This is a genomic window from Sulfurimonas sp. NW7 (genome assembly GCF_051132265.1).
In the GTDB taxonomy this organism is placed as follows: Bacteria; Campylobacterota; Campylobacteria; order Campylobacterales; family Sulfurimonadaceae; genus Sulfurimonas; species Sulfurimonas hydrogeniphila.
Window position 1 is genome coordinate 2,036,282 of record NZ_CP093235.1, and the last position, 18,555, is coordinate 2,054,836.

An 18,555-nucleotide genomic window follows, 5' to 3' on the forward strand; every position below is an offset into this window, starting at 1 on the left:
AGTCATAATGGTTTTACCACTCTTGGTTTCTTGTCTTCCATCAAAAAAAGCGGTTTCGTAAAAGGTGCCAGTTTTGCCAAAAAATTAAGAAGTGAGATAACCGGTGAAGCATAAAAAAATTTCACATTAGAGTTATAAACCCACAGTTGGTCAGCATACTGATACACTTTATGCGGTGTATCGCCTATGCCGTCGTGATTTTTATCAAAACCTTCATATTTGTCCCAGTAATTTCCCGATATTTCATTTTCGTTTGTCTTGCTGCCTCTGCTGTCATTGACAATATCCTCTATATTTCCCTGTATGATATTGTTTTTAATAATATTATTCTCACTCAGGGAGTGAAAATGCATTGCCTCGGCATTGTATAAAATCTTATTGCCCACTATTGTATTGTGTGTTCCCGGCTCAAAAGGGGATCTGTCTATATAAAGTCCCTGCGCACAGTAGATGACCGTATTGTCTTTTATCGTAAAATTGGATGCATCTTTTAAGCCTATGCCCATTCCTGTGGCACCCTGAGAGCTTTTAATCACATTGCCCACGGCTATGGAGTCTTGCGAATACATAAAAAATATACCCACAGAATTGAGCTCGTAATAATTGTTTTTTATAATGTTTTTCCCCGCATACATAAAATGCAAAGAGTATCTGCCGTCTTTTCCAAAGTTCTCCTCAATCAGATTTCCGTGGGAGTACCAGACAACCATATCCCGTGATTTGATCAGTCTGTTGCCCCGGACAATATTGTCATTGGAATACCACAGCTTTAAGCCATCTCCTCTAAGCCCCAAAGCAAAAGGTTTTGAACTGATGGTATTGTTTTGAATGATAGAATTGTCGACCATTTGCAGATCTATGCCAAACAGACAGTTTTTGATTGTACAGTTGCTTATCTCGCACTGTTTGGACTCACTCATTGCAATAGCCGCATCAACATTCTCATGCCTGTCACCACTGTTGATGATCGTCAGATTTCTTAATGTCACATACGAGCTTTTGCTTGTTATGACCGTTCCGTTATTCTCTCCGTCAATAATCACACCTGCTTCCTGCCCTATGATTGAGAGCGGTTTGTTAATGACAACAGAGCCTTTGTATATACCTTTTGGGAGTTTTAAAATTGAGCCTGCAGGAGCTTTGTCTATAGCCTCTTGCAGAATATTTGCATTTAATCCGTTACAATACAAAAGCAATACAAATATTCTTAGAAGCATTTTATTTCTCTTCCATCTCTTTAAAAGCTTTCTGTTTTGCGAAAAAAGCCAAAATACTGAAAAAACTGATAAGCAACAGCATGTAAAAACCAATGGTTGGGTAGGAGTGTGTTGTAAACTGTGCTATTTTTCCGTCACCAAACACAGTCGGCATAAAAGGCTTGATTTTAAAAGCACCCCAGTCATGCAGACTGTGCCCAAAATGATACAGCCAGTAGGAGTAATCAGCTATAAAGATAAGCGGCAGTGCGGCAGGAATCAGCATAATGTAATTAAAGATTTTTTTATCATAGGCAATAAACAAAATAATTCCCAAAGAAAGAAATAAAAGAGCATAAATTCCGATTGCACGTTCTATATGACCGCCTGCCCACATAGGGTCCATACCCACATAGTGGTTGATTGTGTTCATTTCATGTACTTCTCCACTGTATCCGTCAAAATGGAAAAAGACAGGTATCCCTTCCGGAAATGCCTCTTTCGGATAATTTGGAGCTTCGAGAGAAACCGCCCAGATAGGCAGAGATGCCGGACCGATTTCAGCCCCTTCTTCTATCATCTTCTCTAAATTGTTTCTGGCGTCTTTAGGTGTTGCAACGCTTTTATATCTTCCTTTGTTGTATAGATTCCATACACTTTTACTGACCGATGAGACTTCATTTGCCTTCCCTTCTTCTATTTTATTCAAGGTTCCGTGAAAAGCTATCATTGGCAGTGTAAATGAAAATGTTAAAATCAGTAAAGCTATTGTGGCAAATATTTTGGCTTTTATGAGACTTGGATGCATATTTTATTCCTTTACTATAAGTGATTATAAACTTAAATATAGACTTAGTTAATTGTATCTAATTGTTTGGGGTAAATTTAATGATATATATCAATTTTTCATTGTGGAGGAGGAAAAAAAGCATTCCTCCTCCCTGTTGACATACTGTTGTGTTTAAAACAGATTTGCATTCTCATCGACCCATTTCAGGTATTCAATGATATTTTTGACTTCTTTTTCATTCATATGCTGATTCGGCATTTTTAGATTAAAGTAATCTATCATACTTTTCACATACGGATCATCATATTTGGATGCAGGATCCATAATGAAGTCTTTGACCCATTTCTCAGCATTTTCATGACGGAGTAAAACACCTGTGAGGTCTGGCCCAGAAGATACTTTACCGATAACATGACAACCGCCACATCCGCCTTCGCCAAATGCCCGTTCACCGGCAGCAGCAGCAGGAGACTGTTTTGTTGCAACTTTTTTCACTAACAAATCTTTGGCACGGATACCGACATCTGCCGTCTTGACCATATACTGCCAAATCATATTTTCAAAAAGAATTGCTTTTTCATAGTCGCCTTTTTTGACGGCTTCATCAGCTTTTTTCTTTTGTTCCGGAATTTTTCCGTACTGGTCAAGTGCATCTTCTACAAGTGCTTTGACTGTAGGATATTTTTCGTAATGATTTTCTTTTAGGAACTTGACAACAGACTGAATAACCGCATCTGTTGCATTGTTCACAGCTACAGTCTTTTCATACTCGGCTTTAAGCTCAGCTTTTGACATTTTTTTCATTTTAAGCTTTTGTGCGCTGACATATTTTTTGTTTGGATCTTTGACCATCAGATAACCCATCATTTCTAAGTGAAGGGCAGAACAAAACTCTGTACAGTAGTAAGGGAAGACACCCTCTCTGTCCGCTTTGAATTTAAGTTCTACAGTCTCTCCCGGTTCCAATGATCCGTGTACATTGTAGTTATCTACTGTAAAACCGTGTGTCTCATCTTCTGCTCTTTCAAGATTTGTCAGATAAAAGATTACAGTATCTCCTTTGTTCACAGTAACCCGTTCAGGATTAATATGGGAACGGACCAATGTACCGTAAATATATACTTTATTGCCTTTTCTTACAATTCTTTCCTGTCCTGCAAGCGTTTTTCCTACATGCATTTTACCCGTTTTCGGATTTGTACCCATTTTGTAGCGTACTTCAGGATGCAGTTTACTCGCACGAATTGCAACCGCCTGGTGTGGTTCACCCAACGGAATCGGCATATCATACAAAAGGTCCATTTTTCTGCCTCTGATATCAATCAGCTGGTGATTTTGCGGATGCAGAGGACCAACCGGATTAAATCTGTCAATAGCAAGTTTGTTCAAAGAAATTACATATTTTCCCTGCGGATCAGCCGATTTTCCTTCCATACTGCACAGGTGTCCAACATTATAATGCACATTGACTTTGTCAAGGACTTTCAGTGTTTTGTAGTTCCATTTTACAATTTGTGAATCCACATAAAGTGACGTATAGATTTCACCGTCTTTCCAGTTTTTGCCATACTGGTTGTGCAATGGCCCAAGACCCAACTCTACCTGACCGTGTAAAGATTTTTTCATATCCAAAATAGGAATCCCGTAAGGATCTTTTCCTGCATATTCATGGTTATCAATCAGTTTTTTGATTTTACTCCATTTAAAAACAGAAGCATGTGTATCAAGTTTTCCACAGATAGTGATGTATTCACCATCAGGAGAGACATCAACACCGTGCGGAGATTTCGGTTCAGGAATTAAAAACAGTGCATTGTTGGCCACTGCCACACTCATAGGAATAACCTTCATTCCGTTGACAACTTTTACATTTTTTTTGTTTTTAGAAAGCTGGTAGAGTTTTTTCCAGTTGTATACATGTAAAAAGTCAGTATCATTTCTTGACATTCCTGCCTCAAACGGTGGCATTCCGACTTCTATACCGCCTGTGTACATCTCTGTATTGAAAGAGTTTGTAAAACCCCATCCAAAAGAGGCGCCTTTTCCGGCATCACTCAAATCCTGCATATAAGGAGGCATCTCAATCGTAAATGAATCTTTTGGTTTGATACGACCGATTTTTGGATCAAAACTCCATACAGTCACACCGCCCCGATATGTCTCTTTGTACTCTTCTATCGGGTGATAGTTATTGTCATACGGCGCAGCGTACTGACATGCTTCTAAAATATGTTTTGAGTTTGGCGTAAAGAAAGAGCCGCCGTGTTCTGATTTGAAAACAGGATTCACAACAATCTGTTTGGTTTCAAAATCATTTAAATCAATTACAGCCAGACGAGGATTTGCCTTATCGTTGATAATAAGCCATTTTCCGTCATACACCCCTTTTGTCTCAGAGAGTGCCGGGTGGTGCGTATCTCCCCAGGTGATTGATTTTCCCCGGATTTTTCCTTGTGCCAGGATTTTTTTGGAATCCTCGTCATATCCGTAGCCCTGCCATGGTTCCGGCGTAAATACGGCAATATATTTTAATATTTTCATAGATGGAACACCGTAGACAATTATCTGTCCGGACTGTCCACCAGAACTAAATACAATAAATTCATCTCTGCCACCGCTTGGTGTGTATGTTTTTGCAGCATGAATAATATCGTTTTCCGTAAGTCCCCTTGCCTTCATTACTTTTTGCAGTTCACCGCCGATAGCTGCCGACGCAACAGTCGCCATCAGTGAAGTGCCTAAAATAAGTGAAGTCAGCTTACTTAAATGAGTAGCCATTGTATTCTCCTTTTTTCTTTCATTTTGAGAAATTTTCCCAAATGATAGAAAAATCTTAATACACAAAGGCATCTAATAATTTGACCTTGGTCAAATTATTCAATTAGTTTTATTTTTTAAAGTTGTCCAAATGTATTTTCAGAGAATGGAGTTTCTGCAGAGATGTAGTGAGTTCTTCCAAAGATTCGATAAGGATATCCTCTTTTTTTACCAAATTTTTGTCAAGTATGTTTTCTTCATCCATCACAGCAATTAATTCCAGCAAATCCTCTATACTTTTTTCTGTCTCTTCGAGTGATTTAGAAGCAGCCTGGATCGACTTGCTCGAATTTTCAATTGATTTGTCTATCTTTTGAACAAGAAAATTAAAAGCATCCGCTGCCTGTGTCACATCAGCAATACTGCTCTTTTCTTCTATCGGCTCCACACCAAGTACCGTTGATTTTTGCACAATTTTTTTAGAAGTATGGAGAAATTTCTGAATAAATCCAAGCAAAGATTTTAATTGGGAAAAAAGGTATAAAAGCAAAAGAAGCAAAACAACAAACAGCGTAACTTGAATAGTTTTATTTTTATGCTGCAGTGTGTCAAAATATTTTTTATGCATTTTTATCAGTTTGTTGAATTCTACTACAAGCTGCAGATTTGTATCATAGATATCTTTGACCAGTTTGTCAATTACAATGTTTGTATAACCGTTGTGTATCCGGGAGGCATCTCTGAATTTTTGCACAAGCAGATAAAAGTTATTCCACAGGGAAATAATTTTTTCCGACTCCTGTTTGATATCTTTTGAAAATATCTTATCGAGTATCTCATCTTTGTTGTTCATATTTTCAACAAAAGACTGTATATATTTGTCCAACTCTTCTACTGAAGCATCTTTGTTTTTATACATAAAAAAGATATTTTTCGCAATCTCCTGTGTAAATGCTTTTTGTTCATTAATCACTTTCAAAAGTCGCAAATTTGCTTCATTATGCGCAGCAATATGTTTGGAGTACAGGGCAAGCACTATGGAAAGAAAAAAAATCAATGCCCCTAGAAATTTTATTTTAGTCATCAATTTTATCCTTGTATATATTTTGCAAACCTCTTTGACTGATGATTTTTACCTGCCCGTGTATTATATCAATAATATTGTTTCGTTTTAATCTGTTAAGAACACGTGAAAGTGTTGCCGGCTGAATATGCAGCATCAGGGATATCTCATGGCGCTTGAGTTTGTTAAACATTTGCAAATCATCATAAAGCATCATGCTGACCTTCGAAACAGCATCAAAGATAAATTCCCGATTGATTAAAGATTGTAATTGTAATGATCTTTTTACAATCTCACCCGTAAATTCCTTTTGCAACAGATGTGTTTCTAAAAAATACTTCTTGAATTTTTGATAATTTATACTTAAAACCTGGGAATCTTCAATCAGCTGAATATTTGAAAAGGACCGGAGTTTTTCAGCATCAGTATCCGAAATCTCCGATATCATTGAGTCTGCATATATGTAGTGCAGCACAACTTCATTATTGTGTTTGTCAATTTTATAGGCTTTTGCCATACCCTCGCACAGAAAAAACAGTTCATTACACTCTTCATTTTCATACTGAAGCATATACTCTTTTTTATAATGATGCAGCAAGGATATGGATGCAAGTCGCTCCAGGTCTTCATCTTCCAAAGAGGAAAAAAAATTCTGAGACCGTATGATATTTTTAATCGGCATAAGAGACTTATCGACTGGTTAGATTCGGGCATTTCTCTTGAGTGATTTTAAACCTGAACAATACCCTGCCTGTTTTTTCGCTTTTGTAAACATAAAGAGTATCAATTCCGGCAAGCAAAAATTTTTCTGAAGTTTTACAGACACCTGTCGTGATTGCTTTTTGCATTCTGCTGTGGTCTTCTTTTTGAACAGTTGCATCACTTTTTTTGCCGGTATCGATAACAAATGTATATACCAGCGTGTTCTTGTCATTAATGATACTTGTGACAGTAGTATATCTGTCGACTTTTTGAGGCAGTGTTTTGGACATCTCTTTTGCCGCGAGCGCAGCAATTTGAATATTTTGTTTTTTCAATTCTTCTAAAGGAAATTCCTGTGTATCCAATTCTGGTGTTTGCGCTATTGCAAACTGGAATAAAACTCCAAACAGTATTGCTATTCTCTGTATCTGCTGCATATCTATTTCCTTTTTTAAGGAATATTATACAGAAGAAAATCCGGTGAAAAGATGATATTTATCAATAAATATTATTCTTGCAGCTGTTGCAGATCCGCTTCATCAAACTCTTGGCGAAGAGGAATAACAATACTCACAATAATAAGAACAATACCAAAAATAAAGACACTTAAATTTTCATGTCCCTGAAAGTAGGATACCAAGGTTGTTTTTCCAAGACTCTCACCCATGATTTTTTTAAAAAAATCGAAATAAACAGTAAAGACCAGCCCGCCGAATATTCCGCCGATGGCTCCCACAAGAACATCAATGCGCCCTTCTGCAATAGATACGGGACCGGTTCCCGGACATTTTCCCAGTATTGCCATAGAAATACCAAAAATCGTACCGCCTATAATCAGTCCGCCTAAGATGATCGGCTTTGGATGGTACGATGCATATCCCGCTTCTACCATAAAATAGAGTCCTATAGAGGCTAAACCTATTGCCAAAAAGAGCATTTTAGGCACCACTGTATCTCTGAGCATTGCAAAACCGGCAATTTTTTCAAACTTGTCCACCCTGCTGTACTGAATCAGTACACCAAACACAAGCCCTATCATAAAAACGACAAATACCGAACCGTGGGATTCATTGGAGACAGTCGTAAACATGTTTAAGATTCTATCAAACATCATTTGCCTCACTTTTATAAAATATTTTTCCTGTAATAATCAGACTTAAAAGAACTACTCCGCCAAAAATCATACTGCTTATAGCCGTCTGTGCCATCCCGCTTAAAAAATGTCCGCTGGTACATCCGCCTGCCAGGCGCGCACCTATTATAAGAAAAAAACCGCTGACAAAACTCCAAACAAGCCGTGATATGACTGAAGAGTTTTTATATTTTTTCCAGCCTGTGGGCATAATACTCAAACGAAAAGTTTTTGTGACAAAGACAGAGGTCAAAAAACCGCCTGTCAGAGCACCCAAAAGCATTACCCCTTCCCAGGCACCGGCAAAATGTACCTCTTTGAGATAAGGGTATTTTTCGGGACTTAAATCAAAAAGTATCCCTGCGAAATAAGGCACATAGGTTGATGCTCCAAAAGGCCTGTTTGCTCCAAATACTGAAAATGTAAACAGTACCAATAACGCCATTAAGATTCCGGCTAACCACCACGGCATACGTCTAATCATAATAATCCTTATATAATAAATTACATGTAATTATAATACTATTTTTGTTAATTGATTGTTATCTTACTGATAAGAGAAGAAAATAATAAAGCCTTTAGGCTTTATTATAGAAGAAAATTGAAAAAAAGTTACTTCTTCGGAACGACATACATATTGTAATAACGTCCTTCAAATTTTGGCGGTTTTTCCATTACGGCGATGTCTTCAACCATAGGCCATACCTGCATAAGTACCTCTTTTGCAGCTTCAGGATGTGCCATTTCACGACCACGCAAAAAGACTCTGAATTTTACATGATAGCCTTTTTCAAGGAACTCTCTTGCATGCTTGACCTTGTAGGCAATGTCATTTTCTGCAATTTTCACCGAAAGTTTAATCTCTTTGACAACAATTTTTACCTGATTTTTTCGCTGCTCTTTAAGCTTTTTCTCTTCTTGGTATCTAAACTTGCCATAATCCATAATTTTCGCAACAGGCGGCTTGGCATTTGGAGCAATCAGCACAAGGTCTAAGCCCAATTCATTTGCTTTCGTCATAGCTTCATCAGTAGAGATGACGCCTAAAGACTCACCTCCATCTACATTACATCTCACCTCTGGAACACGGATGTCATCATTCATGATGACGCGGTCTTTGTTTTTACTCAAAAATTTACCTCATTTATTTTAGTTTGTATAAGTTTCAAGAATTCCTCTTCACTTAAGTTGTACTGCTCTCTAGTTCGTCTGTCGCGAATGGCTACAGTTTTGTTTTTAATCTCTTCATCCCCGATGACAACTATCATAGGAACGCGAGTTTTTTCTGCAGTTCTGATTCTTTTGTTTAAAGAATCATTTTTCGCATAGATTTCACTATCGGCATTAATATCGATAAGTTTATCTGATAAAAGCTTAGCATATTCTTTATGTGTTTCTGCAACAGGAACAATTGCTACCTGTGTAGGGGCGATAAACATCGGAAATTCTCCGGCATAATGCTCTGTCAAAATCCCTATAAAGCGTTCAAATGAGCCTAAAATGGCACGGTGAATCATTACCGGCTGAATTTTATCATTCTCTTCGCCGTTATATTCAAGTTTAAACCGCTCAGGAAGATTAAAATCAAGCTGAATTGTCCCACACTGCCACTCACGTCCGATGGCATCGGTGATTTTGATGTCAATTTTAGGGCCGTAAAATGCTCCGCCGCCTTCGTCTATTTCATAAGCCAGTTCGTTTTTATCCATTGCATTTTTTAGTGCCTGTGTAGAAATTTCCCACACTTCATCACTGCCGACCGCTTTTTCAGGTTTTGTAGAAATCATCATTTTATAATCAAATTCAAAAGTAGACATAATTTTATCCACAAAATCAACTACTTCAATGATTTGTTCTTCAATCTGATCTGCACGACAGAAAATGTGCGCATCATCCTGTGTAAATTCACGTACACGGAAAAGCCCGTGCAAAGCCCCGCTTGCCTCATGACGATGCACAACGCCGTATTCAAAGTATTTAATCGGTAAATCACGGTAAGAGTGCAGTTCATCCTCATATACTTTGATATGCCCGACACAGTTCATCGGTTTTACCCCAAATTCAAGCTCATCTATATGGGTAAAGTACATGTTTTCACCGTAGTTTTGATAATGCCCTGATGTTTTCCATAAATCAGAACGGAGCATTTCAGGACCGCGTACAGGCTCGTATCCGCGTTTTCTGTGTGCTTTAAAAAGTAAAGACTCCAGTCTTGCACGCAGGCGTCCACCGGCAGGCAGCCAGATAGGAAAACCGGCACCGACTTCTTCACGAAAGGTAAACAGTTTCATCTCGTTGCCGAGTTTGCGGTGGTCCCGTTTTTCAGCTTCGGCCAGCATTGTCATATGCTCTTTGAGGGCCTCTTTTGTTGCAAATGCTATACCGTATATACGTGTAAGCATTTCCTTTTTGGAATCTCCGCCAAGATAGGCACCTGAGATTTTTGTCAGTTTAAAGTATCGGATAAGACCGATATTTGGCAGGTGCGGTCCGCGGCAAAGGTCTTCAAACTCACCCTGCTTGTAAATACTGACTGTATCACTCGGAATTCTTTTCATGACTTCAAGCTTTAAATGGTCGTTTTTAAACTTCTCTATCGCTTCTTCTTTTGTAATTTCATACTTTTCTATCGGGTACTTTTTCTTTGCAAAAGAGAGCATCTGCTTCTCGATTTTCTTTAAATCAGCCTCGCCGATTTCAGCAGAAGTTTTAAAGTCATAATAAAAGCCCTCTTTGACAACCGGTCCCACATAAAATTCAGCATCAGGATAAAGTGACTTAATAGCCTGAGCCATAAGGTGTGCCGTTGAGTGACGCAGAACTTCCAAAGACTCAGGAGAGTTGTCAAGGTGAATCTGCTCACCTTCAAAGCCCAGCTCTTTTGCTGTCTGTGTATCTATAATTTCACCGTCTCTTTTTATAGCAATTTCATTCAAAATATATTTTCCTTCTTATAATTCTGTTTTTAATACAGCACCGTTTGATGCGTTAGAGACGAGCAACTGATAACGTTTCAGCCATTTTGATTTTACTTCATTTTTATAAGGAACATAATGGTCTTTTCTTCTTGCAAGTTCTTCGCCGTCTACATTTAACTGTAAGATGTGTTTGTCCACATCAAGTTCTATCTCATCACCGTCTTCTATTAATGCGATCAGTCCGCCCTCGGCAGCTTCTGGAGAAACATGACCGATGGAAGCCCCTTTGGTAGCGCCAGAAAAACGCCCGTCGGTAATAAGCGCAACACTCTCGCCAAGCCCCATACCCTGAATAAGTGCCGTCGGGGCAAGCATCTCCTGCATACCGGGACCGCCTTTTGGACCCTCATAGCGAATCACTACAATATTGCCGGGTTTGACTTTGTGCGCCATAATTCCGTCTATTGCTTCTTGCTGTGAATTAAAACAGATAGCCGTACCTTTAAAGTGTCTCATAGAGTCTACAATGCCGGCTGCTTTAATAACCGCACCCTCAGTCGCAAGATTTCCAAATAAAATCGAGAGCCCGCCAACAGGAGAGTAGGCATTTTCATTTGTATGAATAATGTTTGTATCTTTTATCTCGGCATCTTTAATTCTCTCGCCGATAGTTTCACCGGTAACAGTCAGTGCATCAAGCTGCAAGACATCATTGCCTCTGTTGGAAACCTCTTTCATTACCGCATTGACGCCGCCTGCATCATCTATATCTTTCATATGAACAGTTGTTAATGACGGAGAAATCTTTGCAATGTGTGCAACTTTTTCTGCAATTGCATTAATATTTTCTATTTTAAAATCAACATCTGCCTCTTTGGCAATGGCAAGCATATGCAGTACGGTATTTGAACTTCCGCCCATAGCCATATCTACGGTAAATGCATTATGCACTGCTTTTTCATTCAAAATATTTTTAAAATTGTATTTTTCGTTATTTTCCATTTTTGCAAGCTCGACAATACGTTTTGCCGCTTTTTTCACCATTGCAATCCGCTCAGGTGTCATGGCTAAAACAGTTCCGTTACCAGGAAGTGCTATACCCATCGCCTCACAGAGAGTATTCATAGAATTTGCCGTAAACATACCCGAACAGCTTCCCCCCGACGGACAGGCTTCACACTCTATCTCATACAGCTCCTCATCCGTCATATTACCCTCGGCATGCTGACCGACTGCCTCAAATGCAGTTGCAAGGTCAATCGGCGTACCGTCTTTTTTGTGTCCCGCAGCCATAGGCCCACCGGAGACAAAAATAGTAGGAACATTCACACGGAGTGCCCCTATAATCATACCCGGAACAATTTTGTCACAGTTAGGGATACAAATCATCGCATCAAGTTTGTGCGCATTCATAACAGTTTCAATAGAATCCGCAATAATTTCACGTGACGGCAAAGAGTAAAGCATACCGTCATGCCCCATGGCAATACCGTCATCAACACCGATTGTGTTAAATACAAATGGCACACCGCCTGCTTCACGGATGGCCTCTTTTACTATTTCACCATATTCATGCAAGAAAAAGTGTCCTGGAATAATGTCAATATAAGAGTTTGCAATTCCGATAAACGGTTTGTCAAAATCTTCATCTTTTAGACCGGTAGCACGCAACAATGAACGGTGAGGCGCCTTATCAAAGCCCTTTTTGATTATATCACTTCTCATAAAAAATCCCTGTATAGTAGTTTACATCTTAAAATATGAATGCGATTATAGCACTTTTTTACTATTTTTAACTAAAAACTCTTTACAAAGCAAAAAAAAAAAGCTATAATTCCGGCTCACTTACAAATTGTAAACTGAAATTGCGGGAATAGCTCAGTGGTAGAGCACAACCTTGCCAAGGTTGGGGTCGCGAGTTCGAACCTCGTTTCCCGCTCCATTTAATTTAAGATTGTTAAACTGTGGTACACTCAATATATTGCCCGGGTGGCGAAATCGGTAGACGCAGGGGACTTAAAATCCCCCGGTAGCAATACTGTGCCGGTTCAAGTCCGGCCCCGGGCACCACTGATAATTAACTGAAACTGGTGCCATCGCCAAGTGGTAAGGCCGCAGCCTGCAAAGCTGCTATCCCCAGTTCAAATCTGGGTGGCACCTCCAGTTTTTTAATCATAACTACAAATGTGGATCTTTGGCAGAGTTGGTCGAATGCACCGGTCTTGAAAACCGGCGAGGGTAACACCTCCCAGGGTTCGAATCCCTGAGGGTCCACCACTTACAAACCCCTAAAGTAGGCACTTTCAAACAATTACACTTTAAAATATACAACACATATACAACGTTTATACAACATGGCTATTATTTTATTAATTTTATATTTTGTAGACAGTTTCTATAAAGTTAGTCAAGAAGTGTTAAAACAATTCTACTTATCTACAATTTACTAAACAATTTTTATATTTGGTCAGTGTGGCTACACTTCTTTAAAGTTAGTCAAGATTTATTACGCCAATTCTAATATCAAGTGCAATTTCCACCTAATTTAACTAGCTAACTTTTTACTCATTTCACTAAAAAACACCTCATATGGAGTTTTATATCCAAGGATTTTTCTAGGTCGATTGTTAAGTCTGTTCTGAATCATAATGATTTCATCCTTTGAGACATTTAAAAAGGTGCTTTTCTTGGGTAAATACTGCCTGATTGTCAAACGAACCCTAAAAATTTGCACTAAAAAGTAAAAAAAAGTTACAATTTGAAACTTAAACCACCACTTTGTTTTGTCCTGTTTTGTTTGAAGATTTAGCTCCAAACTTATATAAATCTGAATTGATAATTCCTGACTCTTTTTTCTCTTTTAATCTATAGCTGTCTCCTTGTATGTTGATGATGTGTGAATGATGCAGTAGTCTATCGAGGATAGCAGTTGTTACAACCTTATCACCTGCAAATACCTGTGACCACTTGCTAAAGACAAGATTGGAGGTAAGGATAGTAGAGGCTTTTTCATACCGTTTAGAGATAATCTGAAAGAAGTGATTGGCTTCCTCTTTGTTCATATTGAAATAACCTATCTCATCGATAACAAGTATTGAAGGATTGGTTACTGATTTTAAAAAGGCATCATACTTCCTCTCTTTTTTGGCTTTATTGGCATTGGCAAGTAATTCTGCAATAGTAGTAAACTTTGCTTTGTATCTGTTCTGAACTGCCTTATATGCCAAAGCAATAGCCAGATGGGTTTTGCCTACACCACACTCTCCAAGGAGAATAATGTTTTCATGCCGTTTAATAAAACCTAGAGTTGCCAACTCCTCTATTTGTTTGCGGTTAACTCCTACAGAAAAAGTATAATCAAACTGCTCAAGCGTTTTAATAGCAGGAAACCCTGCAAGTTTGGTTAGGGTGTTTTTACTTCTGTCCATTCTACTGTTATTTTCAAGCACTAAAAGTTCATGTAAGAACTGTGTATATTGCCAACTCTCTTTGGCAGCAGTGGCGGCAACAGTGTGAAACTCGTTTGCTACAGTAGAGAGTTTGAGTGATCTGCAAAGTGTTTCTATCTCCTGCTCTAGTTCCATAAAGCACCTCCCAGTTGTTGCATAGAAAAAGTTGGCAGCATACAGTAAAGCAGGGCAGCAGGGATCAGTTCATCATAACTTTGTATATCTGGTTTTGGAATATAGATAGAATCTATTGTTTGTGTTTTATTGAACTCTTGATTATTTTTTGCTACACTTTGTATTACAGCCTTTGGATGGATGCCACCATAAGGTTTAGGCAGAGAAAGCAAGTGGGGTTGCTCCTCTGCCAACAGATCAAATGGCCTTTGCAGGGTTGTTTGATGTATGCGTACATTGGCTTGCATTTCAAGCCATTTGAGTACTTCTGCATTAGCATTGTCAATATTGAGCTGATAATTTTTCATTGCAAGTTTTACACGCAGTGCGTTATGAAAACTGTAGCGTAAATAATGGTTAAATCTCTCAACTTTTCCTTTCGTCTTTGCACGGTATGGTCGACATACTTTAATAGCAAAGCCACAATGCTTGGCGAAGTCTTCAAAGAGAGGATTGAGTTTATGTTTACCTCTCCCGTACGCATTGCGTCTAATAATGACTGTGCGCATATTATCATATAGACACTCTAGTGGAACGCCTCCAAAGTATCTAAAAGCGTTCATATGGCATGCCAGCAATGTCTCTATCTTTTCATTATCAACATACTCCACATACGAAGCCCTTGAATAGCCCATTGTAGCAACGAATGCAGAGAGGTTGTCTTTTGGAAACTCTACCCAATCGACTTGCATCTGTTTGGCTGGCTCTGTTTCAAAGCGTATAAGCTTTTCACTATTTTTTATTCGCTCACGCAGTTCATATTTCTGCATTACCTGCTGGAGCCAACGCAAGCTTCCTTTGTATCCTAAAGCCTGTATCTCTTTGTAAATTACAGTGGTTGGAATAAAAGAGTTCTCCTTATGGGATATTTCCAACATCTTTGCAATATGGGGAAGATATGGATCTACAATATTTTCTACTGGTGCTCTGTTAATAACTGGTGTATACCCATCAGGAAGTTTAGAATATTTACGAACTGTCTCACGACTGATTCCCAGTCGTCTTGCTACTTCTGTTTTATTAAATCCTTGTTTTAAAAGTTTTTTTATACCCTCAAGGGGCACCCCGTCATTTGAACTTGCCTCTTATCTAACACTTGACTCCCTTCAAAAAAGATGAAACGGAGTCTATCAAAAATTAATTTGATTTTTTAAGGTTTGTGTTTAAAAAGTAACTTTTAACTCACTTCCCTTAGTGCCAATTTTAGCAGTTCGTTTGACAACACTAGCAGGAACATTGGAGATAGAGGGAAATTTTTTAGGTGAAGATAAAATTACAGCTATTTTAGATGGTAAAAAAGTTTTAGGAACTTATGAGGAAGTTCTTGAGGTAGAAGGTGCTATAAATGCTTATAAAGAGTTTGAAAATTACAAATATGATAGCTTAGATGATTTGCTGAAAGCTCACAAGATACTGATGAAAGGTATTTTAAAAACTGCTGGAAGTTTTAGAGGTGTAAATGTCGGTGTTGGTAGTAAAGATGGTGTTAATCATGTTGCACCGCCTTTTGGTGTTGTACCTGACTTGATGAGAGATCTGTTTGAATGGCTAAAAAAAAGTGATGAACACATACTTATCAAATCTTGTGTATTTCACTATGAGTTTGAGTTTATTCATCCTTTTAGCGATGGAAATGGTCGTATTGGGCGACTTTGGCAAAGTGTTATTTTGTATCATTGGAGAAAGGTATTTAGTGCTATACCTACTGAAAGTATTATCAGAGATAATCAAGAACGATATTATGATGTACTTGAAAAATCTGGTGATTTGGGAGAGAGTACACCATTTGTAGAGTTTATGCTTGAAGTTATTTTACACAGTATTAAAAGTTCGGTAAAGAGTTCGGTTAAAAGTTCGGTAAACACGGAAGATAAAATTTTAGAATATTTACAACAAAATCCAAAAACAACTATAAAAGAGTTAGCCCAACTGATAAACCTAACAACTAGAGCTATTGAAAAACAGATAGCAAATTTAAAAAATGATAATAGACTTATCAGAGTAGGAAGTGCCAGAAAAGGGTACTGGGAAGTAAAGGAATAAAATGCCAAATTTAGTAAAATGATGTTAGTTTTTTTGAAATAGAGTTGACACATCACATCTCGTTTAAAGTTGTACGCTTGACTTTAAGAAATCAATTAAGATATAATTCCAGCCCTTAAAGATTCACCGCTTTTAATTAAAGCAAAACATGGGGCATTAGCTCAGCTGGGAGAGCGCTTCGCTGGCAGCGAAGAGGTCAGCGGTTCGATCCCGCTATGCTCCACCATTAACACACCCCTTAAATACGAATCATACTTAACTTATAAGCTTTTCTTTTTTCGCTTAAGTATTGTCTTGGGTGCCACTTTAGGTGCCACTTTTTGAAAAATCATTATCGATTACTATAAGCCAATAACGACTCAACCATAATTTATAACTTCATACTTTCATCATGATTTATTTCTTGATATATTGGGATATTATCAACTATCTGCGGCATATATAAAAGAGACAAATATAGCTTATATCTGTCATCACATCTCTTTCTACTCACAACAACTTCAACATCTTTTTTGTCATTATTGTGTGTAGATGCGTATAGCGTTCTAATCGGCCACCCAACGCGGTGACATTCGGCCACCTGCCTAAGAGGATATTTTCCGTAGTGGTATTTTATCATAAAGTGGCCGGATATTGTTTTTTAATACTCCATATTTTTAGAACAGCCATCAATAACCCCAACTACAATCCACTCCCTACAGCTTCTTAGTCAATCAGACTTTTAACAACCTATGCTGATACGGCTACACTTATTCATACTCAGAACATTTAGCAATTCTGAGATAAAATATCACTATGAATAAGGATAAGAAGAAGATGAAAAACAGTAAATACACAAGAGAATTTAGAGATTCAAGCGTACAGTTGGTCATGAATTCAAACGAATCAACAGCAAAGATTGCAAAAGATTTGGATGTAAACGAAAAAACGCTTTATAACTGGGTAAGAGAGTAGGAGCTGCCCCTTGAGGGTACAAGAAAGCCAACAATATTCCCATAGAATCCAGAGGAGGATTTTCAACTAATCAGAGTATCAAAGAGACAACTGAGGAAGAGAATAAACGCCTACGTGCCGAGAACAAACTCCTTAAGCAGGAGCGTGACATTCTAAAAAAGGCAACAGCATATTTCGCCAAAGAAACTCTGTGAAATATGTGCCGTGAGCGAAGCGAGGAAATGCCCTTGGGGTGCATGGATGCGAGAACACTCAAACGAGTTTCAAATAGCAGTGATGTGTAGAATACTTCAAGTCGATAAAGCAAGTTATTACCACTGGATAAAGCAAGGATGCCAGATGCAACAGATAGATAAAAAACTTAATGAACTCATTGAAATTATCTTTATGCAGGGAAGAGAGAACTACGGTACCCGACGAATTAAAGATAAACTGGTACAAAGGTATGGATTTGTTGTTTCTCGTCGTCGCATAGGGCGTATAATGTGTGAGCTGGGACTTGTTGCAAAGACGAAAAAACGCTATAGAATCAATACAACAAACTCCAATCATAATCTACCAGTTGCACCGAATATTTTAAACAGAGATTTTTATGCTTCTTATCCTGATGAGAAATATGTTGGAGATATAACTTATATTCCAACAAATGAAGGCTGGCTATATTTAGCGACTGTAATGGATTTATACTCCCGTCGCATTGTTGGCTGGTCGATGGATGATACAATGAAAGTATCACTTGTGAATGACGCTTTAAATATGGCACTTATTGCAAGAAAGCCTCAAAAAGGTTTGATCTGGCACACTGATCGTGGTAGCCAATACGCTTCATATACTCACAAGGATTTATTACAACAGCATGGAATCGTTCAAAGTATGTCACGCAAAGGGAACTGTTGGGATTGTGCCCTGAACGAAATGAGGAAATGCCCTTGGGGTGCAGTAGCTGAGAGCTTTTTTCATACTTTGAAAACTGAACTCATTTACCATGAGATTTTTGAGACAAAAGCTCAGGCTAATCAAGCTATATTCGAGTATATCGAAGTTTATTATAACCGACAAAGAATGCACTCTGCAAATGGTAATTTATCACCTGTTGAGTTTGAAGAAAAAATGATGTTACAAGTTGAAACAGCAGCTTAGAATCTTTATGGATAAGTATGAAATAGGGTTGACACATCACTTTCGCAGATGCACTCATTTTAAACTCCATAAAACTTTCAATTTTTTATATGGGTAACTTATTTATATTCTATCCTTTTTTTTGTAAAAATGGGTAATAAAATTAGTCGATTACCCATATATTTAAAACATGGGTAATCAAATTCCTTATTTATCATTTTATGCTAAAATAAAAACATGAATTTTTATAAGAAACTA

16 protein-coding genes, 5 tRNA genes and 1 pseudogene are annotated in these 18,555 nt (G+C 38.0%); 8 read left to right on the forward strand and 14 right to left on the reverse strand.

Going from position 1 to position 18,555, the window contains the following annotated elements; all coding sequences use genetic code 11:
- Window positions 1–2: 2 nt before the first annotated feature.
- From MLC35_RS10665 to ilvD, 11 genes are all read right to left on the reverse strand, one after another.
- A complete protein-coding gene (locus tag MLC35_RS10665; protein WP_151899398.1) occupies window positions 3–1,217 on the reverse strand; it encodes a nitrous oxide reductase family maturation protein NosD in 1,215 nt (404 codons plus the stop codon).
- Window position 1,218: 1 nt separating this feature from the next.
- A complete protein-coding gene (locus tag MLC35_RS10670) occupies window positions 1,219–2,004 on the reverse strand; it encodes a cytochrome C (RefSeq protein ID WP_151899397.1) in 786 nt (261 codons plus the stop codon).
- A gap of 153 nt (window positions 2,005–2,157) precedes the next feature.
- Window positions 2,158–4,764 (reverse strand): Sec-dependent nitrous-oxide reductase, encoded by a 2,607-nt coding sequence (gene nosZ / locus MLC35_RS10675; protein WP_434580520.1) that lies wholly within the window; start codon window positions 4,762–4,764, stop codon window positions 2,158–2,160.
- Between the two features lie 109 nt (window positions 4,765–4,873).
- Entirely contained in the window at window positions 4,874–5,827 is a 954-nt protein-coding gene (locus MLC35_RS10680; RefSeq protein ID WP_434636956.1) for a hypothetical protein, read from the reverse strand.
- On the reverse strand, window positions 5,820–6,488 hold the full coding sequence (locus tag MLC35_RS10685) for a Crp/Fnr family transcriptional regulator (RefSeq protein WP_151899394.1): 669 nt from the start codon (window positions 6,486–6,488) through the stop codon (window positions 5,820–5,822). Before MLC35_RS10685 ends, MLC35_RS10680 begins: the two co-directional genes overlap by 8 nt.
- 7 nt (window positions 6,489–6,495) lie before the next feature.
- Window positions 6,496–6,945 carry a hypothetical protein gene (locus MLC35_RS10690; RefSeq protein ID WP_151899393.1) on the reverse strand — a complete coding sequence of 150 codons (450 nt, stop codon included), beginning with the start codon at window positions 6,943–6,945 and terminating at the stop codon, window positions 6,496–6,498.
- Between the two features lie 71 nt (window positions 6,946–7,016).
- Window positions 7,017–7,622: a YeeE/YedE thiosulfate transporter family protein gene (locus MLC35_RS10695; protein WP_230973288.1), complete on the reverse strand. Its 606-nt coding sequence runs from the start codon at window positions 7,620–7,622 to the stop codon at window positions 7,017–7,019.
- Entirely contained in the window at window positions 7,612–8,124 is a 513-nt protein-coding gene (locus MLC35_RS10700) for a YeeE/YedE thiosulfate transporter family protein (protein ID WP_434636959.1), read from the reverse strand. Before MLC35_RS10700 ends, MLC35_RS10695 begins: the two co-directional genes overlap by 11 nt.
- Window positions 8,125–8,252: 128 nt before the next feature.
- On the reverse strand, window positions 8,253–8,771 hold the full coding sequence (infC, locus tag MLC35_RS10705; RefSeq protein WP_188110014.1) for a translation initiation factor IF-3: 519 nt from the start codon (window positions 8,769–8,771) through the stop codon (window positions 8,253–8,255).
- Window positions 8,768–10,576 (reverse strand): threonine--tRNA ligase, encoded by a 1,809-nt coding sequence (gene thrS, locus MLC35_RS10710; protein WP_434636961.1) that lies wholly within the window; start codon window positions 10,574–10,576, stop codon window positions 8,768–8,770. Before thrS ends, infC begins: the two co-directional genes overlap by 4 nt.
- 15 nt (window positions 10,577–10,591) lie before the next feature.
- Window positions 10,592–12,283, reverse strand: coding sequence for a dihydroxy-acid dehydratase (gene ilvD / locus MLC35_RS10715; RefSeq protein WP_151899390.1), 1,692 nt, complete (start codon window positions 12,281–12,283; stop codon window positions 10,592–10,594).
- Window positions 12,284–12,425: 142 nt separating this feature from the next.
- Here ilvD and MLC35_RS10720 point away from each other — a divergent pair.
- The 4 genes from MLC35_RS10720 (at window position 12,426) to MLC35_RS10735 (ending at window position 12,835) form a co-directional block, all read left to right on the forward strand.
- A tRNA-Gly gene (locus MLC35_RS10720) sits at window positions 12,426–12,500 on the forward strand.
- Window positions 12,501–12,541: 41 nt separating this feature from the next.
- Window positions 12,542–12,628: transfer RNA gene (locus tag MLC35_RS10725), tRNA-Leu, on the forward strand.
- Between the two features lie 19 nt (window positions 12,629–12,647).
- Window positions 12,648–12,721 (forward strand) — tRNA-Cys (locus tag MLC35_RS10730).
- A 25-nt stretch (window positions 12,722–12,746) separates the two neighbouring features.
- A tRNA-Ser gene (locus tag MLC35_RS10735) sits at window positions 12,747–12,835 on the forward strand.
- A gap of 268 nt (window positions 12,836–13,103) precedes the next feature.
- On the opposite strand, the pseudogene MLC35_RS10740 reads toward MLC35_RS10735, so the two are convergent.
- The 3 genes and pseudogenes from MLC35_RS10740 to istA all read right to left on the reverse strand — a co-directional run.
- Window positions 13,104–13,265, reverse strand: a pseudogene (locus MLC35_RS10740) (IS30 family transposase); the annotation flags it as partial.
- A 58-nt stretch (window positions 13,266–13,323) separates the two neighbouring features.
- Entirely contained in the window at window positions 13,324–14,142 is an 819-nt protein-coding gene (istB, locus tag MLC35_RS10745) for an IS21-like element helper ATPase IstB (protein WP_434579842.1), read from the reverse strand.
- On the reverse strand, window positions 14,133–15,245 hold the full coding sequence (gene istA / locus MLC35_RS10750) for an IS21 family transposase (protein WP_434579843.1): 1,113 nt from the start codon (window positions 15,243–15,245) through the stop codon (window positions 14,133–14,135). Before istA ends, istB begins: the two co-directional genes overlap by 10 nt.
- A gap of 151 nt (window positions 15,246–15,396) precedes the next feature.
- Here istA and MLC35_RS10755 point away from each other — a divergent pair, with 151 nt between their 5' ends.
- The 4 genes from MLC35_RS10755 to MLC35_RS10770 all read left to right on the forward strand — a co-directional run bounded on the left by MLC35_RS10755 (window position 15,397) and on the right by MLC35_RS10770 (window position 18,318).
- Window positions 15,397–16,224, forward strand: coding sequence for a Fic family protein (locus MLC35_RS10755; protein ID WP_434636963.1), 828 nt, complete (start codon window positions 15,397–15,399; stop codon window positions 16,222–16,224).
- A gap of 150 nt (window positions 16,225–16,374) precedes the next feature.
- Window positions 16,375–16,450: transfer RNA gene (locus MLC35_RS10760), tRNA-Ala, on the forward strand.
- A 590-nt stretch (window positions 16,451–17,040) separates the two neighbouring features.
- Complete coding sequence (locus tag MLC35_RS10765; RefSeq protein WP_434580899.1) at window positions 17,041–17,178, forward strand: transposase; 138 nt, start codon at window positions 17,041–17,043, stop codon at window positions 17,176–17,178.
- Between the two features lie 204 nt (window positions 17,179–17,382).
- The gene (locus tag MLC35_RS10770; protein WP_434636966.1) at window positions 17,383–18,318 is read left to right on the forward strand and encodes an IS3 family transposase; all 936 of its coding nucleotides are present in this window, start codon (window positions 17,383–17,385) and stop codon (window positions 18,316–18,318) included.
- Window positions 18,319–18,555 lie beyond the last annotated feature (237 nt).

What these genes read in the sequence shown, in the direction of transcription:
- MLC35_RS10685 (WP_151899394.1), bottom strand. Translation starts at nt 6,488, where the DNA reads ATGCCGATTAAAAATATCATACGGTCTCAGAATTTTTTTTCCTCTTTG.
- MLC35_RS10765 (WP_434580899.1), top strand. Translation starts at nt 17,041, where the DNA reads ATGAAAAACAGTAAATACACAAGAGAATTTAGAGATTCAAGCGTACAG.
- istB (WP_434579842.1), bottom strand. Translation starts at nt 14,142, where the DNA reads ATGGAACTAGAGCAGGAGATAGAAACACTTTGCAGATCACTCAAACTC.
- ilvD (WP_151899390.1), bottom strand. Translation starts at nt 12,283, where the DNA reads ATGAGAAGTGATATAATCAAAAAGGGCTTTGATAAGGCGCCTCACCGT.
- MLC35_RS10665 (WP_151899398.1), bottom strand. Translation starts at nt 1,217, where the DNA reads ATGCTTCTAAGAATATTTGTATTGCTTTTGTATTGTAACGGATTAAAT.
- MLC35_RS10700 (WP_434636959.1), bottom strand. Translation starts at nt 8,124, where the DNA reads ATGATTAGACGTATGCCGTGGTGGTTAGCCGGAATCTTAATGGCGTTA.
- MLC35_RS10670 (WP_151899397.1), bottom strand. Translation starts at nt 2,004, where the DNA reads ATGCATCCAAGTCTCATAAAAGCCAAAATATTTGCCACAATAGCTTTA.
- MLC35_RS10695 (WP_230973288.1), bottom strand. Translation starts at nt 7,622, where the DNA reads ATGATGTTTGATAGAATCTTAAACATGTTTACGACTGTCTCCAATGAA.
- MLC35_RS10690 (WP_151899393.1), bottom strand. Translation starts at nt 6,945, where the DNA reads ATGCAGCAGATACAGAGAATAGCAATACTGTTTGGAGTTTTATTCCAG.
- nosZ (WP_434580520.1), bottom strand. Translation starts at nt 4,764, where the DNA reads ATGGCTACTCATTTAAGTAAGCTGACTTCACTTATTTTAGGCACTTCA.
- MLC35_RS10680 (WP_434636956.1), bottom strand. Translation starts at nt 5,827, where the DNA reads ATGACTAAAATAAAATTTCTAGGGGCATTGATTTTTTTTCTTTCCATA.